General features: G+C 72.6%; 27 protein-coding genes. 14 read left to right on the forward strand and 13 right to left on the reverse strand.

Annotated features, from left to right (window positions below):
- Positions 1 to 109 precede the first annotated feature (109 nt).
- From ACH4K1_RS25755 to ACH4K1_RS25765, 3 genes are all read left to right on the forward strand, one after another.
- The gene (locus ACH4K1_RS25755) at positions 110 to 1,411 is read left to right on the forward strand and encodes a sensor histidine kinase (RefSeq protein WP_398091840.1); all 1,302 of its coding nucleotides are present in this window, start codon (positions 110 to 112) and stop codon (positions 1,409 to 1,411) included.
- Positions 1,383 to 2,069 carry a response regulator gene (locus ACH4K1_RS25760; RefSeq protein WP_398091842.1) on the forward strand — a complete coding sequence of 229 codons (687 nt, stop codon included), beginning with the start codon at positions 1,383 to 1,385 and terminating at the stop codon, positions 2,067 to 2,069. The genes ACH4K1_RS25755 and ACH4K1_RS25760 overlap by 29 nt, the downstream gene beginning before the upstream one ends.
- Before the next feature lie 204 nt (positions 2,070 to 2,273).
- Positions 2,274 to 2,573, forward strand: coding sequence for a hypothetical protein (locus ACH4K1_RS25765; protein WP_398091844.1), 300 nt, complete (start codon positions 2,274 to 2,276; stop codon positions 2,571 to 2,573).
- A gap of 750 nt (positions 2,574 to 3,323) precedes the next feature.
- Here ACH4K1_RS25765 and ACH4K1_RS25770 read toward each other — a convergent pair.
- A complete protein-coding gene (locus ACH4K1_RS25770) occupies positions 3,324 to 3,938 on the reverse strand; it encodes a helix-turn-helix domain-containing protein (RefSeq protein ID WP_398091846.1) in 615 nt (204 codons plus the stop codon).
- Positions 3,939 to 4,023: 85 nt separating this feature from the next.
- Here ACH4K1_RS25770 and ACH4K1_RS25775 point away from each other — a divergent pair, with 85 nt between their 5' ends.
- Both ACH4K1_RS25775 and ACH4K1_RS25780 read left to right on the forward strand, forming a co-directional pair.
- Complete coding sequence (locus ACH4K1_RS25775) at positions 4,024 to 4,977, forward strand: NAD(P)/FAD-dependent oxidoreductase (protein WP_398091848.1); 954 nt, start codon at positions 4,024 to 4,026, stop codon at positions 4,975 to 4,977.
- Between the two features lie 460 nt (positions 4,978 to 5,437).
- Positions 5,438 to 6,418, forward strand: a complete 981-nt coding sequence (locus ACH4K1_RS25780) for a VOC family protein (protein ID WP_398091850.1) — start codon at positions 5,438 to 5,440, stop codon at positions 6,416 to 6,418.
- Between the two features lie 241 nt (positions 6,419 to 6,659).
- On the opposite strand, the gene ACH4K1_RS25785 is transcribed toward ACH4K1_RS25780, so the two are convergent.
- Positions 6,660 to 7,349 (reverse strand): TetR/AcrR family transcriptional regulator, encoded by a 690-nt coding sequence (locus tag ACH4K1_RS25785; protein ID WP_398091852.1) that lies wholly within the window; start codon positions 7,347 to 7,349, stop codon positions 6,660 to 6,662.
- Between the two features lie 245 nt (positions 7,350 to 7,594).
- On the opposite strand from ACH4K1_RS25785, the gene ACH4K1_RS25790 reads away from it, so the two are divergent.
- Together ACH4K1_RS25790 and ACH4K1_RS25795 are read left to right on the forward strand one after the other, a co-directional pair.
- Positions 7,595 to 8,395 carry an SDR family NAD(P)-dependent oxidoreductase gene (locus tag ACH4K1_RS25790; RefSeq protein WP_398091854.1) on the forward strand — a complete coding sequence of 267 codons (801 nt, stop codon included), beginning with the start codon at positions 7,595 to 7,597 and terminating at the stop codon, positions 8,393 to 8,395.
- Between the two features lie 145 nt (positions 8,396 to 8,540).
- Positions 8,541 to 9,005: an SRPBCC family protein gene (locus ACH4K1_RS25795; RefSeq protein WP_398091857.1), complete on the forward strand. Its 465-nt coding sequence runs from the start codon at positions 8,541 to 8,543 to the stop codon at positions 9,003 to 9,005.
- A gap of 186 nt (positions 9,006 to 9,191) precedes the next feature.
- Here the strand turns inward: ACH4K1_RS25795 and ACH4K1_RS25800 are convergent, their stop codons facing one another.
- The 6 genes from ACH4K1_RS25800 to ACH4K1_RS25825 form a co-directional block, all read right to left on the reverse strand.
- A complete protein-coding gene (locus ACH4K1_RS25800) occupies positions 9,192 to 9,314 on the reverse strand; it encodes a hypothetical protein (RefSeq protein WP_398091859.1) in 123 nt (40 codons plus the stop codon).
- Positions 9,315 to 9,595: 281 nt separating this feature from the next.
- A complete protein-coding gene (locus ACH4K1_RS25805; protein ID WP_228992807.1) occupies positions 9,596 to 10,030 on the reverse strand; it encodes a protein-tyrosine phosphatase family protein in 435 nt (144 codons plus the stop codon).
- 62 nt (positions 10,031 to 10,092) lie between these two features.
- A complete protein-coding gene (locus ACH4K1_RS25810; protein WP_398091861.1) occupies positions 10,093 to 12,105 on the reverse strand; it encodes a fructose-specific PTS transporter subunit EIIC in 2,013 nt (670 codons plus the stop codon).
- Between the two features lie 118 nt (positions 12,106 to 12,223).
- Positions 12,224 to 13,171 carry a 1-phosphofructokinase gene (gene pfkB, locus ACH4K1_RS25815; RefSeq protein ID WP_398091863.1) on the reverse strand — a complete coding sequence of 316 codons (948 nt, stop codon included), beginning with the start codon at positions 13,169 to 13,171 and terminating at the stop codon, positions 12,224 to 12,226.
- Complete coding sequence (locus tag ACH4K1_RS25820) at positions 13,168 to 13,929, reverse strand: DeoR/GlpR family DNA-binding transcription regulator (RefSeq protein WP_398091865.1); 762 nt, start codon at positions 13,927 to 13,929, stop codon at positions 13,168 to 13,170. The genes pfkB and ACH4K1_RS25820 overlap by 4 nt, the downstream gene beginning before the upstream one ends.
- Positions 13,930 to 14,199: 270 nt before the next feature.
- Entirely contained in the window at positions 14,200 to 14,457 is a 258-nt protein-coding gene (locus tag ACH4K1_RS25825; protein ID WP_398091867.1) for a DUF6296 family protein, read from the reverse strand.
- Positions 14,458 to 14,626: 169 nt separating this feature from the next.
- On the opposite strand from ACH4K1_RS25825, the gene ACH4K1_RS25830 reads away from it, so the two are divergent.
- The gene (locus ACH4K1_RS25830; protein WP_398091869.1) at positions 14,627 to 15,457 is read left to right on the forward strand and encodes a PepSY domain-containing protein; all 831 of its coding nucleotides are present in this window, start codon (positions 14,627 to 14,629) and stop codon (positions 15,455 to 15,457) included.
- Between the two features lie 194 nt (positions 15,458 to 15,651).
- Here ACH4K1_RS25830 and ACH4K1_RS25835 read toward each other — a convergent pair whose 3' ends face one another.
- The 3 genes from ACH4K1_RS25835 to ACH4K1_RS25845 form a co-directional block, all read right to left on the reverse strand.
- Positions 15,652 to 16,155: a GNAT family N-acetyltransferase gene (locus ACH4K1_RS25835; protein ID WP_398091871.1), complete on the reverse strand. Its 504-nt coding sequence runs from the start codon at positions 16,153 to 16,155 to the stop codon at positions 15,652 to 15,654.
- A 90-nt stretch (positions 16,156 to 16,245) separates the two neighbouring features.
- A complete protein-coding gene (locus tag ACH4K1_RS25840; protein WP_398091873.1) occupies positions 16,246 to 18,279 on the reverse strand; it encodes an ATP-binding protein in 2,034 nt (677 codons plus the stop codon).
- A 136-nt stretch (positions 18,280 to 18,415) separates the two neighbouring features.
- A complete protein-coding gene (locus ACH4K1_RS25845; protein ID WP_398091875.1) occupies positions 18,416 to 19,498 on the reverse strand; it encodes an LLM class flavin-dependent oxidoreductase in 1,083 nt (360 codons plus the stop codon).
- Between the two features lie 238 nt (positions 19,499 to 19,736).
- Here ACH4K1_RS25845 and ACH4K1_RS25850 point away from each other — a divergent pair, with 238 nt between their 5' ends.
- The 5 genes from ACH4K1_RS25850 (at position 19,737) to ACH4K1_RS25870 (ending at position 23,129) form a co-directional block, all read left to right on the forward strand.
- Positions 19,737 to 20,441 carry an alpha/beta fold hydrolase gene (locus ACH4K1_RS25850; protein WP_398091877.1) on the forward strand — a complete coding sequence of 235 codons (705 nt, stop codon included), beginning with the start codon at positions 19,737 to 19,739 and terminating at the stop codon, positions 20,439 to 20,441.
- A 2-nt stretch (positions 20,442 to 20,443) separates the two neighbouring features.
- Positions 20,444 to 20,647, forward strand: a complete 204-nt coding sequence (locus tag ACH4K1_RS25855) for a hypothetical protein (protein ID WP_398091879.1) — start codon at positions 20,444 to 20,446, stop codon at positions 20,645 to 20,647.
- A gap of 190 nt (positions 20,648 to 20,837) precedes the next feature.
- The gene (locus tag ACH4K1_RS25860; protein WP_398091881.1) at positions 20,838 to 21,377 is read left to right on the forward strand and encodes a DUF6630 family protein; all 540 of its coding nucleotides are present in this window, start codon (positions 20,838 to 20,840) and stop codon (positions 21,375 to 21,377) included.
- Between the two features lie 173 nt (positions 21,378 to 21,550).
- On the forward strand, positions 21,551 to 21,712 hold the full coding sequence (locus tag ACH4K1_RS25865) for a hypothetical protein (RefSeq protein WP_228992796.1): 162 nt from the start codon (positions 21,551 to 21,553) through the stop codon (positions 21,710 to 21,712).
- 676 nt (positions 21,713 to 22,388) lie between these two features.
- Positions 22,389 to 23,129 (forward strand): lysophospholipid acyltransferase family protein, encoded by a 741-nt coding sequence (locus ACH4K1_RS25870; RefSeq protein WP_398091883.1) that lies wholly within the window; start codon positions 22,389 to 22,391, stop codon positions 23,127 to 23,129.
- Here ACH4K1_RS25870 and ACH4K1_RS25875 read toward each other — a convergent pair.
- Positions 23,126 to 23,719, reverse strand: a complete 594-nt coding sequence (locus ACH4K1_RS25875; RefSeq protein ID WP_398091885.1) for a DinB family protein — start codon at positions 23,717 to 23,719, stop codon at positions 23,126 to 23,128. The genes ACH4K1_RS25870 and ACH4K1_RS25875 overlap by 4 nt on opposite strands.
- Positions 23,720 to 24,015: 296 nt before the next feature.
- Between ACH4K1_RS25875 and ACH4K1_RS25880 the strand changes: the two genes are divergently transcribed.
- Complete coding sequence (locus tag ACH4K1_RS25880; protein ID WP_398091887.1) at positions 24,016 to 24,804, forward strand: VOC family protein; 789 nt, start codon at positions 24,016 to 24,018, stop codon at positions 24,802 to 24,804.
- Positions 24,805 to 24,823: 19 nt separating this feature from the next.
- Here ACH4K1_RS25880 and ACH4K1_RS25885 read toward each other — a convergent pair whose 3' ends face one another.
- Positions 24,824 to 25,684, reverse strand: a complete 861-nt coding sequence (locus ACH4K1_RS25885; RefSeq protein ID WP_398091888.1) for an endo alpha-1,4 polygalactosaminidase — start codon at positions 25,682 to 25,684, stop codon at positions 24,824 to 24,826.
- Positions 25,685 to 25,694: the final 10 nt, after the last annotated feature.

Genomic DNA, 25,694 nt, shown 5'->3' on the forward strand with positions numbered 1-25,694 from the left:
CGACCCGTGGTCCTCCTCCTCCAGGAGGGGGCAGCAGGGAGGAGGGTGTGGTGGACGGCTCCACCTCGGGGACGGCGGTACGAGCGACAAGTCGATCTAGTGTTGACGCATGAAAGCGATGAGGTCCCTGGTGGGGCGCGGCCTGCCGGCCGCACTGACCGACATGGGGCTGGCCGTCCTGGCCGCAGGGGGCTGCCTCCTGCTGCCCGAGGTGATCCCGGCGGGCGGCCAGTCCCTGCGGTCCCCCGACACCCAGTGGCTCGTCCTCGTGCTGCTGACAGCGTTGCCCCTGGCGGTGCACCGCAGGCTTCCACTGGCTTGCCTGCTCGTGACGGCGGCGGCTGCGAGCACGCTGCAGGGGCTGTCGTACGTCCCGCAGCTCGCAGGACCGGAAGGCACGTCGATCGGCCCGACCTACCTGGCCGTGGCCACGGCGGTGTTCCTCACGGCCATGCGTCGCGGGCCCTGGGTCACCACCGCCGTGGCAGCGGTGTTCATCCCGCTCGACTCCCTGGTGGAAGCGCTCCTCGCGCCCGGAGGGCACCGGATCGCCGCTTTCCTGACCGTGGCTGTCCTCCTGCTCGCGGCCTGGGCTCTCGGCCGCCTGGCCAGGGCGCGGGGCGCGATCAGGGATGAGGCAGTGGAGCGAGCGGCCGCGCTGGAGCGTGAGCAGGCCGCCAACGCCCGCGCGGCGGTGATGCACGAACGGGCCCGTATCGCCCGGGAACTGCATGACATCGTCGCCCACAACGTGAGCCTCATGGTCGTGCAGACCATCGCCGCCGACCGGGTGCAGGACCGCACCCCCGAGAAGGCCCACGAATTGCATGCGGCGGTCGAACAGACCGGTCGGGACACGGTCACGGAGTTGCGTCGGCTCCTGGACGTTCTGCGTACCGACGAGGAGGCCGAGGCGGACCCTTCCAAGGAACCGCCGCAGCCGACCGTGGACGCCCTCCCCTCACTGATCGAATCGGTACGTGCCACCGGCCTGGACGTCGACTACCGGGTGACGGGCACACCGGTCGCCCTGCCGGCCGGAACCCATTTGACGGCCTACCGTGTCGTCCAGGAGGCACTGACGAACACGATGAAGCACGCCGGCCGGACCCGGGCGCGCGTGAGGGTCGCTTGGGAGGACGGTTCGGAACGCCTCACGATCCGCGTCTGTGACGACGGCCCGGTCGGCACCGCACCTGCCCAAGGCCCTGCGGCGCCCGCATATGGGACCGGCTACGGCCTGGTCGGCATGCGCGAACGCATCGCAGCGGTGGGCGGCAGCTTGCACACCGGCGTACGGCCGGGTGGAGGCTACTGTGTCCATGCCGTCCTGGACCCTGCCCTGACCCCGAAGAGCATCCCGATGAAGGGAACCGAACCGCATGCCGCCCATCAGCGTTCTGCTGGCTGACGACCAGCCCATGATCCGGACCGGTTTTCGGCTCATCCTGGAGGCGGAAGGGGACATCGAGGTCGTGGCGGAGGCATCCGACGGCCGGGAAGCGGTCGCGGAGACCGGGCGGACGGCTCCCGACGTCGTCCTCATGGACATCCGGATGCCACACATGGATGGTGTCGAGGCCACTGAGCTGATCATCCGGAGCAATCCGTCCAGCCGTGTCATCATGCTCACCACCTTCGATCTGGACGCGCACGTGGTCGACGCGCTGAGGGCAGGAGCCAGCGGGTTCCTGGTGAAGGACGGGCCTGCCGATTCCCTGGTGGAGGCGATCCGCACGGTGGCCACCGGCGACGCCGTGCTCGCTCCACGCGTCACACGTCGGCTCCTGGACCGGTTCGCCAACATGCCGTCGGACACCTCACCCGCCGTGCCGCCGCGGCTCGACGCCCTGACAGCGCGCGAGCTGGACGTACTGCGGGCTCTGGCCCGCGGGCTGTCGAACGCGGAGATCGCGCGTGAACTGAGCATCGGCGAGACGACCGTGAAGACCCACGTCGCCCACATCCTGGACAAGTTCCGTCTGCGTGACCGCGTGCAGGCCGTCGTCCTCGCATACGACTGCGGACTGGCGACTCCCAGCTCGACGCCCACGAACGACTCCCGCTGAAGCCGGCCGCCCACCTGCCCCCCTACCCTTCCGTGAACGCCACTCGTGGAGAGCAGCGGTGGGTTGAATGCGAGCTGAAGGTGAGCACTGCTCCGGCCACCGTGGATATGTCCCCTCGATGGGCTGGTGGGACCCTGGACGCGCCAAGCGCTCCTCACTTGCCGACGACTGCGGCGCGTGCGCCACCGATGATTGGGAAAGCCCGTGGACATAACAGTTCTTCTCGCCGTCATCCTGGTCGGCATCGTGACTACCGCAGCGGTGGAGAGCAGGATGGGCCGGCTGGACAGGCGAATCCGCCACCTCGAACGCAAGCTCGACCTCTTGCTGGAGCATTGGCAGGTGCGGGATGACGATCCCCGGCTCGCCGAAGTGACGGCGCTGATGCGGCAGGGACAGGACATCGCCGCGATCAGGAAGTACCGGACGATCACCGGTGCCGACCTGCTGGAGGCAAAGCAAGCGGTGGACAGGATGAACCGGGGACCGGGTGAGGCACAGTAACCGCACCGGTCCGCGACACAGTCCTCGACGGAGGCGGCCCCGGTTCATGGGTGTTTTCATCCCGCCTCAGTCGCTGTGCCACGCGCCTGTTCCCCGTCATCCCCCATGGCCGGGGAGGCTCACGGAACCGTCTTCACGACCGCGGGTTCGCTGTCCTGTGTACCGGGATTCCGGGGCCGCCCATTCGCCCGGCCGGAGACCCTGGCCCTCAGTCGGGAACGCGGCCCCGCGCCTCCCACAGCCAGTCCCGTTCGCGCACCTCGTCGAAGCCCCGCGCCAGGTCCTGAGGGCCCTGCATCGGAATGACCCGGCACCGCAGCAGCGGACTCACAGCAAGGCCGTCGGGGGCGAGTCGGTTGCGCAGATGACGTCCCACGCCTCGGTCACCACCGGGTCGGCCTTCCTCGTGGCGGCGTCGGGAGAATCGACCCGCAGCCAGGCCATGAAGCCCAGCAGTTCGTTCGAGCTGTAGCGCAGCGCTTCAACTTCCGCGAAAGCGGCCAGGAAGGACGATCGTTCAGGCTCAGTGCCGCCGCGCCCGTAGGTGCGTCAGCGTCGGCGCTCCCACCGGGATTCGCTGTACGTACTGGTCGACGTCCTTGCGCGCGGGATACAGGCAGGCCGGGGCGGGTGTGGGATGACCTCGCCACAGGCGGATGCGGAGCAGGCGGGCACCCGGGGCGTGGCACGGCGGTCGCGCGTACGTGATTCCCGGCTTCTGCCCCGCGTACGTCGCTTCCCCGCCCGCTGTCAGTCGTGTGCGGAGTCCGTCTCGACCCCTTTCCAGTCCAGAACGCGCATGCGCTCTCCTTGGGCCCCGAACAGACTCAGGAACTCGGCGGGCTGGTCACCCGCGTTACTGAAGGCATGCGGGAGGCTTGTGTCGAACTCGGCAGCTTCCCCCGCTTTGAGTACGAGTTCCGCCGAGCCCGCGGTGATGCGTAGCCGTCCGTACAGCACGTAGATCCAGTTGAAACCCTGGTGAGTGTTCAGTTCGGGTGCGTCCGCAGCGCGCGGGTCCACCGGCAGAACGTGTTTGTGCGCGTGTGGTCCTCCGTAGTGGCGCACCAGTGGGATGACCGTCCGGCCCCCCTGCCGCAGGGAAGCCGGACGCAGATGGATCCGCGGATCCCCCGTCGGCGGTGCGCCCACCAGTTCGTCCAGCGGGACGTTGTACGCGGCCGCGAGCGGCAGCAGCAGATCGAGGGTGTACTTGCGTTGCCCTGATTCGAGCCGCGAGAGCGTGCTCGGGGAGATGCCACTGATGTCGCTGATGTCGTCCAGAGTGGCGCGGCGCTCATGCCGAAGCGCGCGCAGCCGCTCACCGACCGCGACCAGGATGCTGCCCATCTCTTCGTTCTTCACCCTCACATCTTGCCGCTCCGGCAAGACGCCTTGGAAACCCCCGCGGCCCGACCACACGATCATCAACCGAACGAAAGGACTCACCATGACCGACGAACACTTCGCGTATGACGCCGTCATCATCGGCGGGGGCGCGGCCGGGCTCAACGCAGCACTCACGCTCGGGCGGGCCCGGCGCTCCGTGCTGATCGTCGACGCAGGACAGCAGCGCAACGCGCCCGCACGAGCGATCCACAACTATCTGGGTCACGAGGGCATCGCGCCGCACGATTTCCTGAGCCTCGCAGAGCGCGAGGTCTCACGCTTCGGGGTACGGAAGGTCTCGGGGTCGGTCGTCTCCGCGAAGCGGGAAACAGGCACCCATTTCATCCTCGCCCTCGACAGCGGCGACGTCGTACGCGCACGCAGGCTGCTCCTGGCCACGGGACTCGTGGACGAGCTGCCCGACGTCCCCGGCATCGCCGAACGTTGGGCCCGCGAGGTCTTGCACTGCCCCTACTGCCACGGCTGGGAGGTTCGTGAACAGCCCATCGGCGTCCTTGCGACGGGGCCGGCGGGAGTGGAACAGGCGTTGCTGTGGAGCCAGTGGAGCGACCGGGTCACCCTGTTCGCGCACACGGGGCCTGAACTGGACGCCCACGCGCGGGCACGCCTGGCCGCTCGCTCCGTTCAGGTGGTGGAAGGAGAGGTATCGGCGTTGGACGTGGTGGGCGACAGGTTGGTCGGGGCCCTTCTTGCGGACGGCCGGCGCGTGGATCTCACCCACCTCGTGGTCGCACCTCGCTTCACCGCACGCGTCACAGGGCTGTCCGAGTTGGGTCTGGCGGTTACGGACTGGGAGATGTTCGGGCAGGTGGCAGGGGGCTACGTTGCCGCGGACCCGCAGGGCGCGACCGCCGTGGCCGGCGTCTTCGCTGCGGGCAATGTCACCAGCGTCACCGAGACCGTCATCGGCTCCGCCGCCGGCGGGCTGCGGGCGGCGGCAGGTCTCAACCTGGACCTCATCCGCGAAGACACCCAACGGGCGATGACCGCCTGACGGAGCGCCCGCTCCGGCTTTCGCCGTCGGGGCCGGAAGCCGGAGCACCTTCAAACGCCCCGGTCTCGTCTCGGCACGTTCACGACAGCCATCCTCCGATGACCTGACCCGCGCACGTTCACCCGGGGCCGCCGTCACCGCCTGCCGCTCCTCTGCTCGGGGGAGTGCCACCGCCTCCTCCGTACGGACGGGGCTGGAAGGGGGAGGCGGGGCAGATTTTCCTCCCGGAGGCGCAGCTCCAGGTTCTCACGTGTGGACGTGCGAGGTCGGCGGGGCTCGCCCCCGCACTTCCGCCGCGTTCGACGCGAACGTCCTGGGGCGCCGACCCAGGAACAAGCACCAGCCTGCACGGGAGTCCCCCCGCGTCCGGAACTTCGACGTACTGACACGCTGCCCGGCCATGGAGCCGACTCGCGTCGAACCGCCATGGCCTCATTCACTTCGAGAAGAAGGCGACATCATGTCCGAGATGATCAACGAAGCAGCCGGGGGGTTGCCCTCCTCGTTTTCTCACACCGCTTTGATTGTGGAGAACATCGAAAAATCGGCAGACAGGTTCGGGGAGGTCTTCGGGATCTCCATCGGAAGTGCCCAAGAATACTCCTTCCCGATCGCCCGGATATCCGGCGAGAACACACAGGCAACGTTGCGGATGAGTGCTTCGCTCACCCAGGAGCCCTACTTCGTCCTCATAGAGGCCGTGGACGGGCCGGGGAGTGTGGTCAGCCGGGACCAGGTGGGTTCGCTCGCTTACTGGGGCTGGTGGGAGACCGACACCGCGGAGCGCTTGCGGAAGCTCGGCGCGGAGGGTGTCGGGATCGCCGCGACGTACGCCACTGCGCCGGACTCGCCCCCTGACATGATCCTCACGGAGCCGGATCTCTGCGGAACCCGCATCTGCTATGTGGCGTCGGCGCTGAAGGACCGGATGACCGCGGAAGCCGAGCGCGCGGGGCTCAACGGGCCTCTGCCCGAGTCCTATTACCACGTGGGCATGGTCGTCCCGGACATCGATGCAGCGATCCAGCAATGCGCCAGGGTGCTCGAAGTGCCCTTCACCGCCGCGGCCTGGACCGAATCCCCGCACCAGGAGGAGGGGGACACGGTCCATACGTCGTTCCGGCAGCGCCAGGCGATATCCCGTACCCGCGAGCCGTACGTCGAACTCATCGAAGCCGTCGGTGACGGCGTGTTCGGCCCTGCTCGCGCAGGCACTTTGATGTACTACGCCTGCTGGGAAGCCGACATGAAATCCCGAATCGCAAGGCTCGCTTCCCAGGGCTTCGACATGGACGCAGTGATACGCATGGACGCCGACTCCGATCCGATCGCGGTCATCACCGCGTACGACGGGACCGGAATCAGACTGGAACTGGCCCACCCCGCCGCCAAGCCGGTGATGGAGCATTGGGCGAACACGGGCAAGCTCCCCGAATTCTGATCCCGGATCCGGCACGGTCCGTTTCCGGACCGACGCACGGTCGGCGAACGGAGGGACACACACCTGGGCGGTGATCCTGCCGGCCCGTCGCGAAGGCGCAGGCGGAAGCGACGGGGCCCGCCGGTCGCCAGGTGCCCATCCACTCGACGAATCGGGTTGGGGCATACCCGCAGACGGGCACACGTGGTCGCCGCAGCCGCAGCCGCAGCCGCACGAGCACGTCGCGGCCCGCAGAGCGTCCTCAGGAGACCGTCGGGGGAGGCGTGCCGCCGAAGACGCTGCGGATCCACACCTCGGCGAGTGCGGCGACTCGCTGGTCGTCGGGAACCCGGGGCTCCATGCCGAGGAGAGCTGCGTACAGATTGCGCTCGCTCATCCAGACCAGAGTGGTGGCGAGCGTGGCGGCAGGCGTGCCCGCCGGGGCACGGCCTGTCGCGCGTTCATGTTCGATCCACGCCGTGGCCGGTTTGATGAACAACTCGAGCAGACCGGTGTAGACGCCTTGCAGTTCCGCGTCCGACGCCATGGCATCGGACGCGGCCAGCACCACTGCAGCGTGTTCACGCCAGAGAGCCAGGATCTCGGTGTAGTTGGACTCGAACGTACGCTGGGGCGCCGGGTCCGCCTCGGTGGTGCCGAAGCCCCGCAGTGCAATCTCAAGCTTGTCGTGCATGACCCGTTCGAGGAGCGCGGCGAGCAGGGAGTGCTTCGTGTCGAAGTAGAAATAGAAGGTCGGGCGCGAGATGCCCGCCTTGGCCGCGACCTGCCCGACAGACATCTCCGCGAACGGCTTCTCCGCCAACAGTGTCTCCGCTGCGGTGAGCAGCGCCTCCAGACGCAGATCTCCCCGACTGGCGGAACGCGTCCAACTGCGGGCCCCTGCCTGGGGCGACTCTTGCGACGCGTAGGCGTCGGGACGTCGGGCTACCACGTTCGTTCCTCTCCCTTTGCCGCTCCTGCCGTATGCGAAAAACGGCGTCCGCCGACGTGGAGTCGGTCCAATGGTAGCCAGCGGAGGACGCCACCCCGCCTCCTCCCCGGACCTGTGCCCAAGCGGGGACCTGGGCAGGGAGTGCTCGACATAGGCGAACCAACAGGTGTTGGTTTAAGGTGACACCTGTCGATCGTGCCCGCGCGCAGTGCGCGGGCGCCCACCCCCATGGAAAGAAGCTGCATGTGGCAACCATTCTGATCACCGGCGCGTCCGACGGCCTCGGCCGGGCGCTGGCAGAGGATCTCGCGGCGGACGGACATCGTCTGCTGCTGCACGGCCGCAACCCGCAGCGGCTGGCCCAGGTGGCCGCGGTCACGGGCGGGGAGACGTTCACCGCCGATTTGTCGTCCCTCGCCGCGACGAAACAGCTCGCGGCCGACATCCGGGCCCGGCACCGTGGCCTCGATGTCCTCGTGAACAACGCGGGTGTGGGCTTCGAGGGGGGAAGCACTCTGCGGGAGACGTCGGCGGACGGCTACGAGCTGCGCCTGGCCGTCAACTATCTGGCCCCGGTACTGCTCACCCGCGAGCTGTTGCCCCTCCTGCGCGAGGGGACGGCCGCACGCGTCGTCAACGTGGCCTCGGTCGGCCAGCAACTACTCGACTTCGACGATCCGCAACACGAGCAGCACTTCACCCAGGCCGACGCCTACTGCCGCTCGAAGCTCGCCCTGATCAGCCATACGGTCGACCTCGCGGAAGAACTGGCCGCCTCGGGTATCACGGCGAACGCCGTCCATCCCGCGACCTTCATGGCGACGACGATGACGAGGAAGTCCGGCATGCCGACCCAGGAACCCCTGGAGAAGGGGGTGGCGGCCACGCGGCGGCTCGTGGACGCATCCGAGCTCGCCGGGACGACCGGTGCCTACTTCCACAGCGAAGACGAGGCTCAGCCGTCGGAACCGGACGCCCTCACCACCGCATACCGACAGCGCCTCGCCGCGCTCACCCAGAGCCTGCTCGCAGCCGCCGGCGTCTGATCTCCCCCACACCGCCGCCCCGTGTGCGCCGGCTCACGCGTCGGCCCGGTGGCTCCCATCGCGGCGGCGCCCCCGCGTCTCCGAAACCCAGGGACTGTGCACCATCCGCACACCCCTCATCCGCACACCTCCCGAAGGAGCATTCATGGCCCGCACCTACGTCAGCGCCGTCGTCCCCGCACCCGTCGATGCGGTATGGCAGGTGGTACGCCCCTTCGACACCCTGCCTCAGTGGCACCCGGCCATCGATTCGAGCGTTCTGGAAGGAGACGGGGCCACCACGGTCGGCGCTGTGCGACGCCTGCGCTTCGCCGACGGGGCCACCACCGTGGTCGAGCGTCTGACTGCCCTCGACGACACCGCTCGTAGTTTCACCTACGAACTCGTCGAGCACCCCTTCCCCGTCCGCCGCAGCGTCTCCACGCTGCGCGTTCTTCCCGTGGTGGACACCGACGAGGCGTTCGTCGAGTGGTCGGCCGAATCGGAGGAGGACGCCGTCGAATCCGCCGGCGCGCAGGCCCTCGTGGAGGGGCTGTACGGCAGCGGTCTGGCCGCGCTCCAGCAGCTCTTCACCGCGTCTCCGTCACTCCGGGAGACGTCCGCCGGCTGACCGGAGGACAGAGGCGTCCGAGCACCTGCCCGCCGCTCTGCTCCCCGGCCCTCGGTCCGCCCCACCGCGGGCCGAGGACGGTTCGGGCGGTTCGGGGCCGCGCGGACACCGGGCGCGACCCCGGGCACGCGAGCGCAGCGGGGGTATCACCACCCGCTCAGGCAGGTGCAGAACTTCGGCTTCCCGTCAGAGGTAGCCGAAGTTCTGCGTCCACACCGGCCCGAGCGCGGTGAAATGCACGCCCACGCCGAGCGCCTGGACATCCTTGTTGAGGATGTTCATCCGGTGTGCCCGGGGCTGTTCATCCACGCAGTCATCAGGTGGACGACCAGGCGGCGCGGTGGGGTCCGCCGGTAGTGGGCCGCCGTCGAAACGGCGGCGACCGCATCGCCCGCAAGGGAGCCGAGTCCAGCGAACGGTTCGGACCACCGGCGGTGGGCCGTTGAACGCCCCGTCCCGGCTGACCGGCTACCGCCGCCTCAGCCACCGCTACGAACCAGCCCCCCCGCACCTGCCCGGCCCTCCTCGGCCTCGCCGCAGCCCTCGGCTGCCGTGAACGACTCGCCCGGCCCGCCCCGTGGGGCGCGGTCTCAGCGGGGCGCGAAGTTCCGTACGTAGCGGCGCTGCCAGGGGGTCTCCACCGCCCGCGGGTGGTAGCCGGAGCGGACGAACGCCACCGCCTCGTCGGCCGGGACTCCGTCCAGGACGGCCAGGCAGGCCAGCGCCGTTCCGGTGCGGCCCATCCCGCCGCCGCAGGCCACCTCGACCCGTTCGCCAGCGGCCCGGCTCCACACCTCCTGGAAGAGGTCCCGGGCCGCCGCCCGGTCCGCCGGGAGCCGGAAGTCCGGCCACCGCAGCCACCGGGACTCCCAGGGGACCGCGGGAGGGGTGCGGCCCAGCAGATGGACCGCGAAGTCCGGCCCGGGGCCCGGGGGCAGCGGATGGCGCAGGCCCCTGCCCCGTACCAGCCGCCCGGAGGGGAGGGCCAGGACGCCGGGGTCGGAGGCGTTCCAGAGTTCGGTCACGGGGCTCAACCTAACGGCTCCGGGCAGCGGCTGTGACGCCGTCGCCCGGGGAGGGGGAGACGTCAGGCGGAGACGGCGACCGGGGCGTCGTCGGTACCGGCGGCTTCCGCGCCCGACGCCGTCCGGCGCGCGCCCTTGAGCAGGACGACGAGACCGGCCGCCACCAGCGTCCCGGCGGCGATGGCGAGCAGGTAGAGGAACGGCTCACCGATCAGCGGGACGACGAACACTCCGCCGTGCGGGGCGCGCAGGGTGGCGCCGAACGCCATCGACAGCGCTCCGGTGACCGCGCCGCCCGCCATCACCGACGGGATGACCCGCAGCGGATCGGCGGCCGCGAAGGGGATCGCGCCCTCGGTGATGAACGAAGCGCCCAGCACCCAGGCCGCCCGGCCGTTCTCCCGCTCGGTCTTCGTGAACAGCCGGGCGCGCACGGTGGTGGCGAGCGCCATCGCCAGCGGCGGCACCATCCCGGCCGCCATGACCGCGGCCATCACCTTCAGGCTGCCCGGCGTCGGGTCGGCGAGACCGCCGACCGCGAAGGCGTACGCCACCTTGTTCAGCGGGCCGCCCATGTCGAAGCACATCATCAGCCCGAGCACGATGCCGAGGATCACCGCGTTGGAGCCCGAGAGTCCGTTCAGCCAGTCCGTGAGGGCGTTCTGCAGCGACGCGATGGGCTTGCCGACCACGATGAACATCAGGAAGCCCACGACCGCCGACGCGATCAGCGGGATCACCAGCACCGGCATGATGCCGCGCAGCGTCGCGTGGACCGGAACCCGTTGGACGGCCATCACCACCGCACCGGCCAGCAGACCGGCGACCAGGCCCCCGAGGAACCCGGCGTTCACCGTGAGCGCGATGGCCCCGCCGACGAAACCGGGCACCAGGGCCGGCCGGTCCGCCATCCCGTACGCGATGTACCCGGCCAGCACCGGCACCAGGAAGCCGAAGGCCGCCGAGCCGATCTGGTTCAGCAGCGCGGCCCAGCTGTCCGCCTCGCCCCACACGAAGTGGTCGGCCACCGACGCGGCGTCCGCTATCCCGTAACCGCCGATGGCGAACGACAGGGCGATCAGCAGGCCGCCCGCCGCGACGAACGGCACCATGTAGCTCACGCCGGACATCAGATACGTACGGAGCCGGACGCCGAAGTGCGCGTGGTCCGCGCCGGAGCCGTCCGTCTCCCCGACGTCCTCCCCGCCGTCGCCCTCGGGCCCGGTGGCGGCCTCTCCGCGCTCCGCCTTGCGACGTGCTTCGGCGATCAGTTCGGCGGGCCGGTTGACGCCCGCCTTCACCCCGACGTCCACCAGCGGCTTGCCGCGGAAGCGGGCCTTCTCCCGGACCTCCACGTCATGCGCCCAGATCACCGCGTCCGCGCCCGCGATCACGGCGGGGTCCAGCTTCGTGAAGCCGGCCGACCCCTGGGTCTCCACCGCCACCTCGACCCCCTCGGCGCGGCCTGCCGCGACCAGGGACTCGGCTGCCATGTAGGTGTGCGCGATGCCGGTGGGGCAGGAGGTGACGGCGACGATCCGGAAGGGCGCGTCCTCGGCCGTCCCGGCGGCCTCCGGGTCCCCGGCAGGCTCCGCCCCGCCCTGCTCGGGTTCCTGTCCGGCCGAGGGCGCCGGCTCCTCGCCGCGGATCAGCGCGGCCACCGCCGCCGGGTCCGTTCCGGCGCGCAGGGCGGCGGTGAACTCCGGGTCCATCAGCCTGCGGGCCAGGCCCGACAGGATGGTGAGATGGTCGTCGTCGGCCCCGGCCGGGGCCGCGATCAGGAAGATCAGATCCGCCGGACCGTCGGCCGCACCGAAGTCGATGCCCGCCGGGCTGCGTCCGAAGGCCAGCGTCGGGGCGTTCACATGTTCGCTGCGGCAGTGCGGGATGCCGATGCCCCCGTCCAGGCCGGTCGGCATCTGCGCCTCGCGGGCGGCGACGTCGGCCAGGAAGCCGTCGAGGTCGGTGACGCGGTGCGCGGCCGCCATCCGCTCGGCGAGCGACCTCGCGGCGGCGTCCTTCGTTGCTGCGGCCAGATCGAGGTCGACCAGGTCCGCGGTGATCAGCTCACTCATCGCGGTACTCCTTGCTCGGGGACCGCCGGGCGGCGGTTCGGGGGACGGTGCGGCGACCGTGGACGGGCGGGGCCCGTAACCACGGTGCGACGGCGCGGGGGAGGCGGGGGCAGGAGGGTCATGGGGCGGGTTCCGTCAGCGCCCGATCCAGCGGCACATGGGAGGTCGTCACGACCGAGGGAAGGTCGAGATCGGCCGGGGCGGGCATGAGGCTTCCGGCGAGCTGTACGGCCGCGGCCCCGTGGGCGACGGCGGAGGCCAACGCCACCGGGCCCAGCCCGCCCGCGGCGAGGAAACCGGCCAGGGAGGCGTCCCCGGCGCCGACGTTGCTGCGTACGGCGGCCACCGGTGCGGTGGCGAAATGGGCGCCCCCCGCCTCCACCAGCAGTTGTCCGTCCGCGCCCAGACTCGCCAGTACGGACCGGGCGCCGCGCCCGCGCAGCTCCTCGGCGGCCTCGAGCGCGTCGCCCACGGTCACGAGCGGCCGGCCCACCGCTTCGGCCAGCTCCTGGGCGTTGGGCTTGATCACGTCCGGCTCCTGTGCCAGCGCGGCGGTGAGCGCCGCGCCGGAGGTGTCCAGCGCGATCCGCGTACCGGCCCGGTGGCTCCGCTCGACCAGTTCCGCGTACCACTGCGGCGGCAGCCCGCGCGGCAGGCTTCCGCAGCAGGCGATCCAGTCCGCGGCCGGAGCGTGGACCCGTACCGCGTCGAGGACCTCCTCCGCCTCGGCCGGACTCAGCTCGGGGCCCGCCGCGTTGACCTTGGTGAGCGTGCCGTCGGGTTCGACGAGCGTGACGTTGACCCGGGTGCTCCCCGCGATCGGCACCCCGGCGGCCTCGATGCCGAGTTCACCGAGCAGCCGGGTGAGCAGCGCGCCCTCCGGGCCGCCCACCGGGGCGACCGCAACGGTGCGGCGCCCGGCGGCGGCGACCGCGCGGGAGACGTTGACGCCCTTGCCGCCGGGGTCGACGCGGTCCGCCGTGGCGCGCAGCACGGTGCCGCGGCCCAGGCCGGGCAGTTCGTAGGTGCGGTCCAGGCTGGGGTTGGGGGTGACGGTGAGGATCATGCGCGTACCACTTCCGTGCCCCGGCTCTCGATGGAGCGGGCGTCGTCGGGGCTGAGGCCCGTGTCGGTGATGAGCAGGTCCACATCGGTGAGGTCCCCGAAGCGGGCGAAGTGCTCCTGTCCGAACTTCCCGGAGTCGGCGAGCAGGACGACCCGGCGGGCCGCCCTGATCACCGCCCGCTTCACGGCGGCCTCGGCCAGGTCGGGGGTGGTCAGGCCGCTGCCGGGGGAGAAGCCGTTGGTGGCGAGGAAGACCACGTCGGCGTTGACCTCGGCGTACGCGCCCAGCGCCCACGCGTCGACCGCCGCGCGGGTACGGGGGCGGACCCGGCCGCCCACCAGGTGCAGCGCCACGCCGGGGTGGTCGGCGAGCCGGGCGGCCACCGGCAGTGCGTGCGTCACCACGGTCAGCGCCGTGTCGACGGGGAGCGCGGCGGCGAGCCGCACGGTGGTGGTCCCGGCGTCGACGATCACATTGCCCTCGGCTGGCAGCTCGGCGAGAGCGGCCCGGGCGATGCGGTCCTTCTCGTCGGCGGCGACGGCGTCGCGCTCGGCGAGGTCGGGTTCGAAGCCGAGCCGGCCGGCAGGGATCGCCCCGCCGTGGACACGGCGCAGCAGCCCCGCCCGGTCCAGGGCCTTGAGGTCGCGCCGGACGGTCTCGGCCGTCACCTGGAACTCCTCGGCGAGCGACAGCACGTCGACCCGGCCGCTCTCCTGGGCGAGGCGGAGGATCTCCTGCTGACGCTCCGGTCCGTACATGTGGGTTTGCTTCCGTTCGATGCCCGACTGTGTGGATTCATGCTCACGTTACGGCTGCGGCGCAGGAATGTAAACAGAATCGGGCAGGAATGGGCGTGAACGGAGCGGAGGGGAGGCGCAGGGATGGGGAGCGGCGCGCACACGGCCGGGCGGGGCGCACCGGTGTACGGTGCGCCCCGCCCGGTGCGTACGGTCTCGGGGAGTACGGACCTGTGCGTACGGTCCCGGTGAGTACGGACCTGTGCGTACGGTCCGGCGGGCCCGGACCGGTCAGGGCGTTTCGGGGGCGTCCTCGCTCAGGGGCCGGGCGAGAAGCGGAGCCCCCGGCGCCTGGTGACCGCCGCTGGCGAGCATGCGGACCTCGCCCCGGTCGCTGATCTCGGCGCGGACGATCCCCGTCTCGTCCTCGTACACCGGGAAACCGCCCGCCCCCAGCCGGTCGGTCAGCCGGACGCGGACCACGTCGTCAGCGGCGCCGGACATCTGGAAGATGAGCTCGTAGCGTTCGGTGTGCACCGTGTTTTCCATGACGGCCTCCCGGCCGGACGCGAGACGATACGGCCCTGCCGCCATTGTTCCGCACCCCGGCGCTCCTCGCCTGGGGAGCGACGGCCATCGGGCGGACCGGCCCGGTCGATCGGGTGACTCCGCCCGGTAGGGCAATATGACCGGCGGCTGGGGCGGTAGTCATGCGTGCATGAGACTTGAGCCTCGACGAACGAACAGTGCCTCCTTCCGTTCCCGCACCCTCAAGGCGGTCGGCGCCCTCTCCCTGGCCGCCGCCACGGCCGTTCTGATGACCGGATGCGGCCAGAGCTCGGACAGCTCCACGAGCGCGACCACCTCCGAGGCCGCGAAGGTCGTCCCGCAGAAGCAGACGACGTCGCCCTCGGCCAGCGCCGAGCTGACCGAGGACCAGCAGGAGCGCAAGAAGGCACTCGACGAAACGAAGGTCAGCTTCGAGGACGCCGCCGGGACGGCCGTCGGCGAGGTCGCCGGCGGCAAGCTGGTCGAGCTGGACCTGGAAGGCGTGGACGACGACGACAACGGCCAGAGCCCCAGCCCGTCCGGCTCCGGCAGTCCCACGGGCTCGGCGAGCCCCACGGGCTCGGCCGACCCCAACGGCTCCCCGAGCCCGAACGGGACCGGTTCGCCCAGCCCGAGCCCCGGGGCCGAGGGCCCGGTCTGGGTCGCGGACGTCGCGGAGAAGGACGGCACGATCCACACCGTCCGGATCAACGCGGTCGACGGCAAGGTGATCGAAGCCCGCGTCGACGCGGACCAGGACGCCGACGACAAGAAGCAGACGGCCGACCTGCTGGCGCAGGCCACCCAGACCCCGCAGCAGGCGGCCAAGGTCGCCACCGAGAAGAAGAAGGGGACGGTCACCTCCGTCGGCCTCGACGACAACGACGGCAAGGGCGTCGTCTGGCAGGTCGACGTGGTCGGCTCCGACTGGAAGAAGACGACCTTCGACGTGGACGCCAAGAACGACACCATCGTCCGCGAAGAGACCGACAAGGACTGACCACCGCCCTGCCCGGACGAAGAAGGGGCACGCCGGACGCCCGGCGTGCCCCTTCCTCGCGCTCCCGGCGCTGTGTATGCCCGCAGCGTGCCGGACAGCCGGCTCCTCCGGAGGCCCGGGGCGGACGCCGCGCGGATCACGGTCGGCGGGCAGCCGCCCGACGCGGTCCCCGGACCACTCGTGGAGCCGAGCGCTCAGAGCGCCTGGGAGCAGCCACCGCTCAGGTCCAGGACGTACCGCCGGCCGGGACGGTCACCGAACATGACGTCCTCGACCGGCTCGAACCCCGTACGCGCCAGCACCGCGCGCGAGCCCGCGTTGTCCAGTGTCGTCTCGGCGCGCAGGGAGGTGAGCCCGTACTCCCGGACCGCCAGGACACAGATCTGCCGGACCGCCCAGGTGGCCAGCCCCCGCCCCGCCGCCTTCTCCGCCATCCGGTAGCCCAACTCGGCCGAACCGTCCCGCACCTCGAAGAGGTTGACGCGGCCGAGGACGCCACCGTCCCCGTCCTCGACGACGTGGAAGTGGTGCAGTCCGGCGTCCTGGTCGGCGAGCAGGGCGCGGTGGCGTTCGGCGAACTCGGCGAAGTAGCCGTCGCCCCGGTCGGGGATGGACGCGGCGAAGTAGGCGCGGTTCTCCCGTTCGAAGACGAGCAGAGCCTCGGCGTGATCGGCACGCAGGCGGCTGATGGATGTCATACCGGGATCCTAGGGGTGCTCCGCAGGGCGTGCGAGGCCCGCACGGCGGCCTGCCGGGCGGGCGGACCGGCGGGTGGCGGGGGGCCGGAACTACCCGGGGAGCCCGCGCTCCAGCGCGTGGGCCAGGCCGCGTTCGGCGTCGTCCGCCGATGCGCGCCGGTAGGCCAGCTCGTACGCCGAGTCGCCGGCGGCCTGCCGCGCCCTCAGCTCCCACTGCTCGCGGATCGCCCCGAGCTCCGGGGTGCCCCGGTGCGGGTGGCCGATCATGCGCCAGAACGTGTGCCCCGTACCGGAGGCGCGGGCGGCGGCCACCCCGTTCCCCTGAGCCGCGATGGCCCCGGCCAGCAGGTCGAGACCGAGCGCTATACCGAGGCTGTCGTGCAACTCGTGCTTGCTCGCGAGCATCGCGCGCGCGTGGCTCTCGGCGTGGCGGGGGCGGCCCTGGAGCAGGTGTATGAGGGCGAGTTGGTGATCGGCGTAGGCCCGCGCCCAGTGCTCGCCGAAGCGCAGGCTGATCCGCTGGAGCCGCATGGCCTCCTCGTACGCCTCGTCGAGCCGGCCGAGTGCGGACAGGGCGAAGAGGCGTATCACCCGGCAGCGCAACTGCGAGGGCGCGGCGGCGGGGTCGCCCGGGTGGTCGCGCAGAGCGCGGTCGCTGACGGAGTACGCGGTGAGCGGCCTGCCCATCATGAGATAGGTGAAGCTCACGGAGTGGGTCGCCAGGAGCACCGCCTCGGGATCCCCGTCGCCGTCGGCCGAGACCCGGCACTCCTCGCCGACGCGGCCTGCCGACTCGTGGTCGCCCTGGAGGGTCAGCGTGATGCCCAGGGCCCACAGCGCCCGGGTGCGGTGCGGTCCGGTGGACAGCGGCAGGGCGAGCACCCGCTCCAGGTACGAACGGGCCTGGTGCAGATGGCCGCAGCAGCTCCAGAAGAGACCGGCGCAGCCGGCCATCTCCATCGCCATCTCCGGGTCCTCGGCCAGCAGGTGGTCCAGCGCCGCGCACAGATCCGCGTGGGTGTCGGCGATCCGGTGGTACCAGGTCACCTGCGACGGCCCGAGCCAGCCCGCGTACGCCTGGACGGCGACGTGGGCGAAGTGCCGGGCGTGCCGGTCCGCCATGAGCACGTCCTCGGCCAGCTCGCCCAGCCACATCGCGCCGTACTCGCGCAGCGTGTCCAGCATGCGGTAGCCGTCCCCGGTCCGCCGCAGGACCGACTGGTCGGCCAGGCGTTCCAGCGCCGGGGCGACGGCCGCGGCGACCAACGGCCCGCCCGCGCACACCGCCTCCGCGTCCGCGGGCGTGATGGCCCCGCGGAAGACGGAGAGACGCGCCCACAGCAGCCGCTCCAACGGGGCGCACAGCTCGTGGCTCCAGCCGATCGTGGTGCGCAGGGCGCGGTGGCGGCGGGGCCAGACGGTGTCGTCGGTGAGGTTCTCCATCCGGGAGGCCAGCCGCCCGGTGATCTCCTGAGGACTGCTGCCGCGCAGTTGGACGCAGGCCAGTTCGACGGCGAGCGGTATGCCATCGAGCCGCCGGCAGATCTCGGCGACGGCGGCCGCGTTCTCCGGATCGTCGAGCGAGAGGCCCGGGGCCACGGCGGCCGCACGCTCGTGGAAGAGACGGACGGCGTCGTCGCCCTCGTCCCCCGCGGAGAGCGGCGGCACCTCCACGCACAGCTCGTCGGCCGCGCCCAGCGGCTCCCGGCTGGTGGCCAGCACCCTCAGCCCCGGGGCCGCGTCGAGCAGTTCGGCCACGAGTTGCGCGCAGGGCCCCACGAGCCGCTCACAGCAGTCGAGAACGAGGAGCAGACGACGGTCGGACAGCCATTCGGCCAACGCGGCCACCGGGCGGCGATGGCTGTGGTCCAGGAGGCCCACACCGTCGCAGACCGTGGTCGCCAGCAGTTCCTCGTCGTGCAGAGGGGAGAGATCGGCCCACCAGACGCCGTCCGCGTAGCGCTCCCGGGCACGCTCGGCGGTGCGCAGGGCCAGCCGGCTCTTGCCGACCCCGCCGCTGCCGGTCAGCGTGACCAGCCGGTGATCTCGAAGTGCCCGTTCGACGCTGACCAGTTCACTGTCGCGGCCGACGAAACTGGTTGTCACGACAGGGAGGTTGCCCATCACGGGGACATCCTGCCTCGCCGTGGCCCACCGCCTCCGTTCATAGCGAAAAACAGTCAGAAACGGCCGACAATGAACCCTGGCCTGTCGTCAAGTTGCGTAAGACGACAGGTGGAGAGGGGGGAACGACGACGCCTCAGGGGAGGGTGGGTCCACTGGTACGTGCGGTGCCGCAGCTGTTCGGGTTCCTCGTGGTGCCTGTGGGTTCTGCGGGGCCTGAGGCGCCCCCGGTACCGAGAACCGCGGCCAGCGACTCCAGAGACCCCACCGGATCGGGGCCGACGGGAGCGAGGACGGTGTCGGTGACGCCCGCCGCCCCCAGACCGGCGAGGCGGGCACGGGCCTCCTCGGGGGTTCCGGCCACCGCGAGCCGTGCCACCCAGTCGTCGGGAAGGCGCCGCACGAACTCCTCGCGGCTCGGGCTTCCGGCCCGCAGCGCCGCCAGCTCGTCGGCGAACGGGAGCGGGGCGATGTGCGGGCTCCAGTCGGGCTCGCCGATCCACTCCAGCCCCGGCCGGGCGGCAGCCAGGGCGCCGGCCCGGTCAGGGGCGACGGAGGCGATGTTGTAGGCGACCAGACGGTGGCGGCCGGCGGGGGCGATGTGCCCGAGCGCCGCCCGCGCGTACTCGGGGGAGACCGGCTCCGCGAGGACCGTCCCGTCGGCCACCTCGCCGGAGACGGCGAGGGAGTTGGGGCCCCGGACGCCCGTCAGGATGTCGGGTACCACGGAGGGCAGCGCGCTCGGGTCGAGCCGTACGCCGTCGAGGTGCACGTACCGGCCGTCCCGCCGGGTGAGTTCGCCGCGCAGCAGCGCCCGCAGGGCGTCGACGTACTCGCGGAGGAAGGTGAGCGGGCTCCGGGGCCACTGGCCGACGCTGCGCATCCAGTGGGGCATGCCGTGACCCACCGCGACGTCGACCCGGCCGGGGAAGAGCTGGGCCAGGGACGCGACCTCCAGCGCCGCGAACGCCACGTTGCGGGCCCCGGCGGGCAGCAGCCCGATGCCGACCCGGATCCGGTCGGTGGAGGCCAGGACGGCGGCCGCCTGCGCGACCCCTCCACGGAAACCGAGGTCCTCAACCACCCACAGGGCGTCGAACCCCAGCGCCTCGGCCCGGCGGGCGTACGGGAGGATCCGCTCGGCGGGCAGGTCCCGGGGCAGCAGAACGCCCACGGTCGGTCCGGCCACACGGGCGGCCTCGGCAGCGGGGGAACGCACAGGTGCTCTCCTTCGGTCGGCGGGCCGGTCGGCGGGTGCGCTCACACCCGTCCGCCGACGCCCGTCCCGCGAAGATAGCGAAGCGGCGACGGCTGACGGGACGCGGGGCGTCCGCGGATCCCCAGACCCCGGGAGCACGTCCGAAGGAGGCCGGCACGGTGGTCGGAGAGGCGCGGGACCGCCCCCGCGGCTCGGCGGTCGGAGAGGCGTTGTCGTACCCCTGCGCTACGTTGCCGGCATGACGCAATTCGTACTGGTGGCGGGGGCCTGGCTCGGCGCGTGGGCCTGGCGCGATGTGGTGCCCGACCTGCGCGCGGCCGGGCACGGGGTCCACCCGCTGACCCTCTCCGGCCTCGCGGAGAAACAGGGAGCGGCGGCGGGGCAGCAGACGCACGTCCAGGACGTCGTCGACGAGGTCGAACGCCTCGGCCTCCGCGATGTGGTCCTGGTCGGGCACAGCTACTCCGGCATCCCGGTCGGTCAGGCGGCCGAACGGCTCGGCGACCGCCTCGCCCACGTCGTCTTCGTCGACTCCAACGTCCCGGCCGACGGCGAGTCCTTCGTCTCCGGCTGGCCGGCCGGGCGGGCGGGCGTGGAGGCGTCCATCGCCGCCCACGGCGGTCTCTGGCCGCCGCCCGACCCCGCCGACTGCGCGGGCCAGGGCCTCGGCGACCAACAGATCGCCCGGATGCTCGACGGCGCGACACCTCACCCCGGCGCCACCCTCACCGAACCGGCCGCGCTGAACCGCCCGTTGGGCCTGCTGTCGGCGACGTACGTCATGTGCCTGCTCGACCAGCCCGAGCCGAGCCCCGCCGTCGCCGCGCTGCTGACGAGCGAGCGATGGGAGCTGGTCACCCTGGACACCGGGCACTGGCCGATGTTCTCGCAGCCGCGCGAACTCGCCCGGCTCCTGCTCGACGCCGCGGGAAAGGGGGCCTGACGATGTCGACCTCACCCGGCCCCGAGAGGCCCACGTCGGACGAAGCGGTCACGGACCACCCGGAGATCACCTACATCGGCTGTGCCCGGTGCGGCACCCTGATCGCCGGCCTCGACGGGCGCTACGCCTGTTCGGGCTGCGGCTGGGTCAACGAGTGGACCGAGGGCCACCGGCCGCTGCCCGGCGCCCGGCGCCGCCGCACCTGAGCCTCCTCCCGTCTCGCGCGGCCCGCCCGTCCGCCTCTGCGGCCCGTGCACCGCACGGGTCCTCCACCGCTCCCGGAGCTCCGGCGCGCCGGCGCCGCCTCCACCGCTCCCGCCGCCCCGGCCCGCGCCGGGGCGGCCCCGACCCACGTCCGACCACCGGCGGCCGCCCGGCCGCAGAGGAGAGCACGCCATGTCCGACCCGCGCGACGCCGGGACCATCCGCACCTCCCTGGCCGAGATCGCCTCGCTGCTCGCCCCGGCGCACCCCGACGTGGCCGATGAGGTGCTTCGTGCCCACGACGACCCGAACGGCTATGTGGACGCCTTCGAGGAACGCCTGGGGGAACGGGGCGTCGACGAGCCGGTGGACAACCTCGCCTGGATCGCGCTCATCGACGCGCTCGCCGCCCGCGGTTTGCTCGCGGAGTTCGACTGGAAGGAGGACGCGGAGGAGATCCGGGCCCAGCTGACGTCGCTGGAATCGCGGCCTTCCACGGACCCGTGGCTGCTCTCCGGGCCCGCGGAGACGTCCCTGCCGACCTACGACTTCCTGCACGCCTGCGGCCGCCGCTACCGCGGGATCGGTGCGGCCCTGGCCGTCCTCGACATCGACTCCGACTGCTACCCGGTGGTGGTCCTGAGAGCGGCCCGTGCCGACCGGCTGACCGCGCTCGCCGGCCGGGCCGGCTTCCCCGTGGAGCACCTGGGCGCCGCCGGCCCCGGGCAGTGACGATACGCCGCACCGTCCCGCCGGGGACGGGAGGAAACGCCGTTCCAGCAGGTGCGGCGGGGGCCGGGGCGCCGGAACCGAATCGCGACCGGCGCCGCCCACCACGTACACTCGCCCCCGCCTCCGCCGACCGGCAGAGGCTTCCGCACCCTACCGACGGGGAAACGAACTGTATGAGCTCCGCAGACAGCACCGAAGCACCGATCTACGCCGGACTCGTGGAAGAGCAGGGCGACGTCCCCGCCGAAGTGCGCCGGGTGGCCGAGGAGGTCCTGCGCGAGGCCGGCCGCGCCATCGACTTCGGTACCCCCAGAACGACCGCCGCAGCCCGTTAGGAGACGTCGTGGGGACCACGGCCGGTTCTTCCCCGACCCTGATCGGCGGGGCGCCTCTGGAGCGAGCCGGAACCCCGGCCCCCAGCCGCCCGGGGGCGGAGCCGTTCAGCACCGGACGATGAGCGTCCTGCGACTCCCGTCACATTCTTGCGTTCGCAGCGTGCCGGTCGGCTGAGCGACCGGCGCAAGCGGAAGCGGGTGAGGCCGCGGCAGGCCGGGCGTCCGACGACGCCCGCGGCCACCGCGGCCCCGCGCCCGGAACCGCCGTCGCGACCGCCCCGGCGGCCGTGCTTCGGTGAGCGGTCCACGCAGCAGCGTGGAGAGCGCTCCCAGCCGGCCGCCGCGGGGCGCGGGCCCCGCACGCGCCCCCCGCACCAGCAGATCGCCGCGATCACCGCCCCGCCGTCCGTCCACCGCGTCAGCGGTCCTCGGGCGCGGGCGGCCGAGCACCGGCCGGGCTCGCGCGCCGCCCGGCCGGCGGCCGGCCCGTCCCCGGCGTCCCACCGCCCCGGAACCACTGGGGGATCGCCCCCGCCGACTGAGTACCCGCACTCAGGTCCCGCGCCCCGGCCGCCGCGACGATGAGGGCGCGACGGGTCCGAGCCGAAAGCGGCGGCCCCGCCGCCGTTCCGCCGCCCGCACAGGCGGCCCCGCCCGCCGGACCCCCGGGAGAACCGTGCTCAGCCGTATCGCAGCCGCCGTCGTCCCCTCCCTCGGACACCTCACCGTCACGTCCGACCACGCCACCGCCCCGGCCGCGGGCAGCATCATCGTGGCCAACCACACCTCCCTCGCCGACCCGGGCATCGTGCTCGCCGCCCTGCGCCGCCTGGGCGTCGAGCCCGTGGTCATGGCCGCCGCCGGCCTCTGGCGCATCCCGGTCCTCGGCCGTCTCCTGGAACGCGGCGGCCATGTGCCCGTGCACCGCGGCACCGACCGGGCGGCGGGCGCGCTCTCCACGGCGGCGCTCGCGCTCAGGGACGGCCGCCATCTGCTGATCTACGGCGAAGGGCGGCTGCCCTGCCGCACCGACGCGGCGGAGGCTCCGCCGGAGGGCTTCCGCAGCGGACTCGCCCGCCTCGCGCACGCCTCCGGGGCGCCTGTCGTACCGCTCGGCCAGGCGGGGGCCCGCCGGGTCAGCTCGGGCCCGTGCGTCAAGCAGATCTCCGGCTTCCTCACCGCTCCGGCCCGCCGCCCCCGGCTCCACGTCCACATCGGGGCCCCGCTGCACCTGCCCGCGGAGGTGGGTGCGGCGACCGCCGCGGCCCGCGCCGCCGTCACCGCCGCCTGGCGCACCGCCGCGCACCGGATCGGCGAACCCGTGCCGATCGCGGGCAGCGCAGAACAGCCGCGAGGCCGGGGCCCCTCGTCCGGACCGGGCAGCGGGTCCGGCCCCGCCCGGACGGGCGGCCTTTAGCCCGCAGCCTGCGCCTCCCGTGCCGCCTGCTCCAGACGCTGCCGGTACCCCTCCCACCAGGCGGCGTCCTCCGGAGGCAGGTTGTCGTTGCCGGCCCGCAGCCCGACCGCCCCGCCGATGAGCTCCCGTACGACGTCGGCGTGGCCCGCGTGCCGTTGGAGGTCAGCGATCACATGGACCAGGATCTGGTGCAGCGTCACCCGCGCCCGCTCGTCGGGCCACCACCGGACCCGGCCGACCGTTTCGAGCGGGAGCGCGGCGATCGTGGCGTCCGCGTGCCCGGCGACCCGGCGGTACAGGGCGAGGACGTCCTCGCGCGACTCGTCGGCCTTCGCCCACATGTCCTCGTTGGCCTCGGCATCGTCCGAGAACGCGTGCGGCGTCCCGGGGAACGGGCGGCCGAACGTCTCGCCGAAATACCCGAGCTCCACCCCCGCGGCGTGTTTGACCAGCCCGAGGAGGTTGGTCCCGGTCGGCGTGAGAGGACGGCGGACGTCGTACTCGCTGAGCCCCTCGAGCTTCCACAGCAAGGTCTCGCGGGCGGACCGCAGGTAGCGCTGGAGATCGGCCTTCGACTGCACAGAGATCATGCGGGCAGTCTGCCACCGGCGGCTGACACCGCCCCGGGGCCGCCGGGTGCGCGGCCCGCCCGCGGCCACCGGCGCCGTCTGAAGCCGGCGGGGTGCGCGACCGGCCCGTTCCGGCACCCCGCCCGGGTGGCGGCGGCGGCCCCGGCGGCGTAGGTATGGAGGCGTGCCGCCCCGGAGAGACCGGTGACGTCCCGGAGCGCACCGGCCCGCGAACGGCCGGTGGTCCACCAGCCCCGCCCGCCGGGCCGTCGCCGGGCGCCGGCGGCCGACCGGAGGGGACGAGGAGACCGATCCCGATGACCGCGTCAGAGCAGACCACTCCTGCGCACGGCACGCCGTGCTGGGTCAGCCTCATGACCCGGGACCTGCGGGCCGCCCAGGAGTTCTACGGGACCGTCCTCGGGTGGGCCTTCCGTTCCGGCACCCTCGGCGAGGGGTTCTCGGTCGCCCACCTCGACGCCCTCCCCGTCGCCGGGATCGGCCGGAGCGCCCCCGGCCTGCCCGCCGCCGCCTCCTGGACCCCGTACTTCGCCGTCGCGGACGTCGACACCGCCGCCGCCCGGGTCCGGGAACGAGGCGGCACCATCGCCGTCGGCCCGATCCGGCTGGGCCCCGGCCGGGGTGCGGTGGCCGCCGACCGGGAAGGGGTCGGATTCGGCTTCTGGGAGGGGCGGACCCCGCCCTGGTCGCTCGGGCGCGACAACGCGCCGGCCTCCCTCGAACTGCGGACGAGCCACGCCTTCGACTCCGCGATCTTCTACGCCGAGGTGTTCGACTGGGCGTCCCAGGAGCCCGGGGGCTGCGACGTCGGCTATGCCTACCGGCAGGACGCCGTCGTCGTCCGCCAGGGCGGCCGCACCGTGGCCACCCTGCGCGGCGGCGGGGACGCGTCGTCCGCCGACCCCCGGCTGCGCCCGCGCTGGCACGTCCGCTTCCATGTCGCGGACCTGGAAGCGGCCACCGCGGCGGCCCGCGCCGCCGGCGGATCGGCAGGCCCCCCGGTGGACGCGCCCGACGGCAGGACCGAAGCGGTGATCAGCGACCCCGAGGGCGGCATCTTCACGGTCTGCGCCCACCCGGCGTAGCCCCGCGCTCCGGACGCGCTCAGCAGGTGCGGTGCACGTACCCCGGCCGCCCGGCGGGGACGACGTCGAGGTCCCGGCGCACCACGGAGACCTTCGCCCCCACGGACGAACACGCCTTCGCGAAATCGCGGTCGGCGTACTCGACGACGAACACCCGGTCGTCGTACGCGGTGGCGAAGTCCCCGCACTCGTCGTACCGGCCGCACTCCTCGACGACGGCGAAGTCGAACCCGATCTCCTCCCGCCGCTCCAGCAGATCGGTGGTGTTCTTCTGGCCGATCGCCAGTCCGGCGGCGTGCGCGCGGTCGGCCAGCAGCTTCGCGAACGCCGCGTTGTGCGCCGGGGCCAGCAGGCCGCCGGACCGCTCGTAGGAGTCGAGGTTGTCCGGTTCCACCGCCTGGAAGCCGGAGGCGGCGCAGCCCTCGATCCAGCCGCCGACGATCTCCGCCAGCCGGGTGCGCTTGGCCGCGGTGGAGGTGTCGAGCAGCGCCTCGCCCCACGCGTCGTCCTCGACCGGCTCGCCCTCGCCGTCGCGCAGCAACAGGTCGGGGTGGTGCTCCGTCCACCAGTCCAGCGCGTCCGGCTGGGTCTGGAAGGCGTTGACGTAGCAGACGTTGTAGAGGCCGTCGGCCGGCTCGGCGCCGCGGTCGCGGGAGACGGCCCCGACCCCGGCGGGCGGGGTGTACGCGCCGCCGAGCTGGTAGTCGAAGGGCACCTGCGCCGTGGGCGGCACGACCTCGGGCACGGCCCCGGCCGGAGGGTCCGCGGCGGAGGCGTGGGACAGGAGCAGCCCCGCCCCCGCCGCGACCGCGACCGCGCACGCCAGGGCGGCGAGGGCGCCTGTGCGGCGGAACGGAGGGCGGACGGCGTGGTGGGGCATGCGTACTCCC

The organism is Streptomyces sp. NPDC017448, from assembly GCF_044330565.1.
Lineage (GTDB): Bacteria > Actinomycetota > Actinomycetes > Streptomycetales > Streptomycetaceae > Streptomyces.

Coding starts and splice junctions, on each gene's coding strand:
- ACH4K1_RS25755 (WP_398091840.1), top strand. CDS start 110: ATGAAAGCGATGAGGTCCCTGGTGGGGCGCGGCCTGCCGGCCGCACTG.
- ACH4K1_RS25760 (WP_398091842.1), top strand. CDS start 1,383: ATGCCGCCCATCAGCGTTCTGCTGGCTGACGACCAGCCCATGATCCGG.
- ACH4K1_RS25775 (WP_398091848.1), top strand. CDS start 4,024: ATGACCGACGAACACTTCGCGTATGACGCCGTCATCATCGGCGGGGGC.
- ACH4K1_RS25780 (WP_398091850.1), top strand. CDS start 5,438: ATGTCCGAGATGATCAACGAAGCAGCCGGGGGGTTGCCCTCCTCGTTT.
- ACH4K1_RS25795 (WP_398091857.1), top strand. CDS start 8,541: ATGGCCCGCACCTACGTCAGCGCCGTCGTCCCCGCACCCGTCGATGCG.
- ACH4K1_RS25810 (WP_398091861.1), bottom strand. CDS start 12,105: ATGAGTGAGCTGATCACCGCGGACCTGGTCGACCTCGATCTGGCCGCA.
- pfkB (WP_398091863.1), bottom strand. CDS start 13,171: ATGATCCTCACCGTCACCCCCAACCCCAGCCTGGACCGCACCTACGAA.
- ACH4K1_RS25820 (WP_398091865.1), bottom strand. CDS start 13,929: ATGTACGGACCGGAGCGTCAGCAGGAGATCCTCCGCCTCGCCCAGGAG.
- ACH4K1_RS25825 (WP_398091867.1), bottom strand. CDS start 14,457: ATGGAAAACACGGTGCACACCGAACGCTACGAGCTCATCTTCCAGATG.
- ACH4K1_RS25830 (WP_398091869.1), top strand. CDS start 14,627: ATGAGACTTGAGCCTCGACGAACGAACAGTGCCTCCTTCCGTTCCCGC.
- ACH4K1_RS25835 (WP_398091871.1), bottom strand. CDS start 16,155: ATGACATCCATCAGCCGCCTGCGTGCCGATCACGCCGAGGCTCTGCTC.
- ACH4K1_RS25840 (WP_398091873.1), bottom strand. CDS start 18,279: ATGGGCAACCTCCCTGTCGTGACAACCAGTTTCGTCGGCCGCGACAGT.
- ACH4K1_RS25850 (WP_398091877.1), top strand. CDS start 19,737: ATGACGCAATTCGTACTGGTGGCGGGGGCCTGGCTCGGCGCGTGGGCC.
- ACH4K1_RS25855 (WP_398091879.1), top strand. CDS start 20,444: ATGTCGACCTCACCCGGCCCCGAGAGGCCCACGTCGGACGAAGCGGTC.
- ACH4K1_RS25860 (WP_398091881.1), top strand. CDS start 20,838: ATGTCCGACCCGCGCGACGCCGGGACCATCCGCACCTCCCTGGCCGAG.
- ACH4K1_RS25865 (WP_228992796.1), top strand. CDS start 21,551: ATGAGCTCCGCAGACAGCACCGAAGCACCGATCTACGCCGGACTCGTG.
- ACH4K1_RS25875 (WP_398091885.1), bottom strand. CDS start 23,719: ATGATCTCTGTGCAGTCGAAGGCCGATCTCCAGCGCTACCTGCGGTCC.
- ACH4K1_RS25880 (WP_398091887.1), top strand. CDS start 24,016: ATGACCGCGTCAGAGCAGACCACTCCTGCGCACGGCACGCCGTGCTGG.
- ACH4K1_RS25885 (WP_398091888.1), bottom strand. CDS start 25,684: ATGCCCCACCACGCCGTCCGCCCTCCGTTCCGCCGCACAGGCGCCCTC.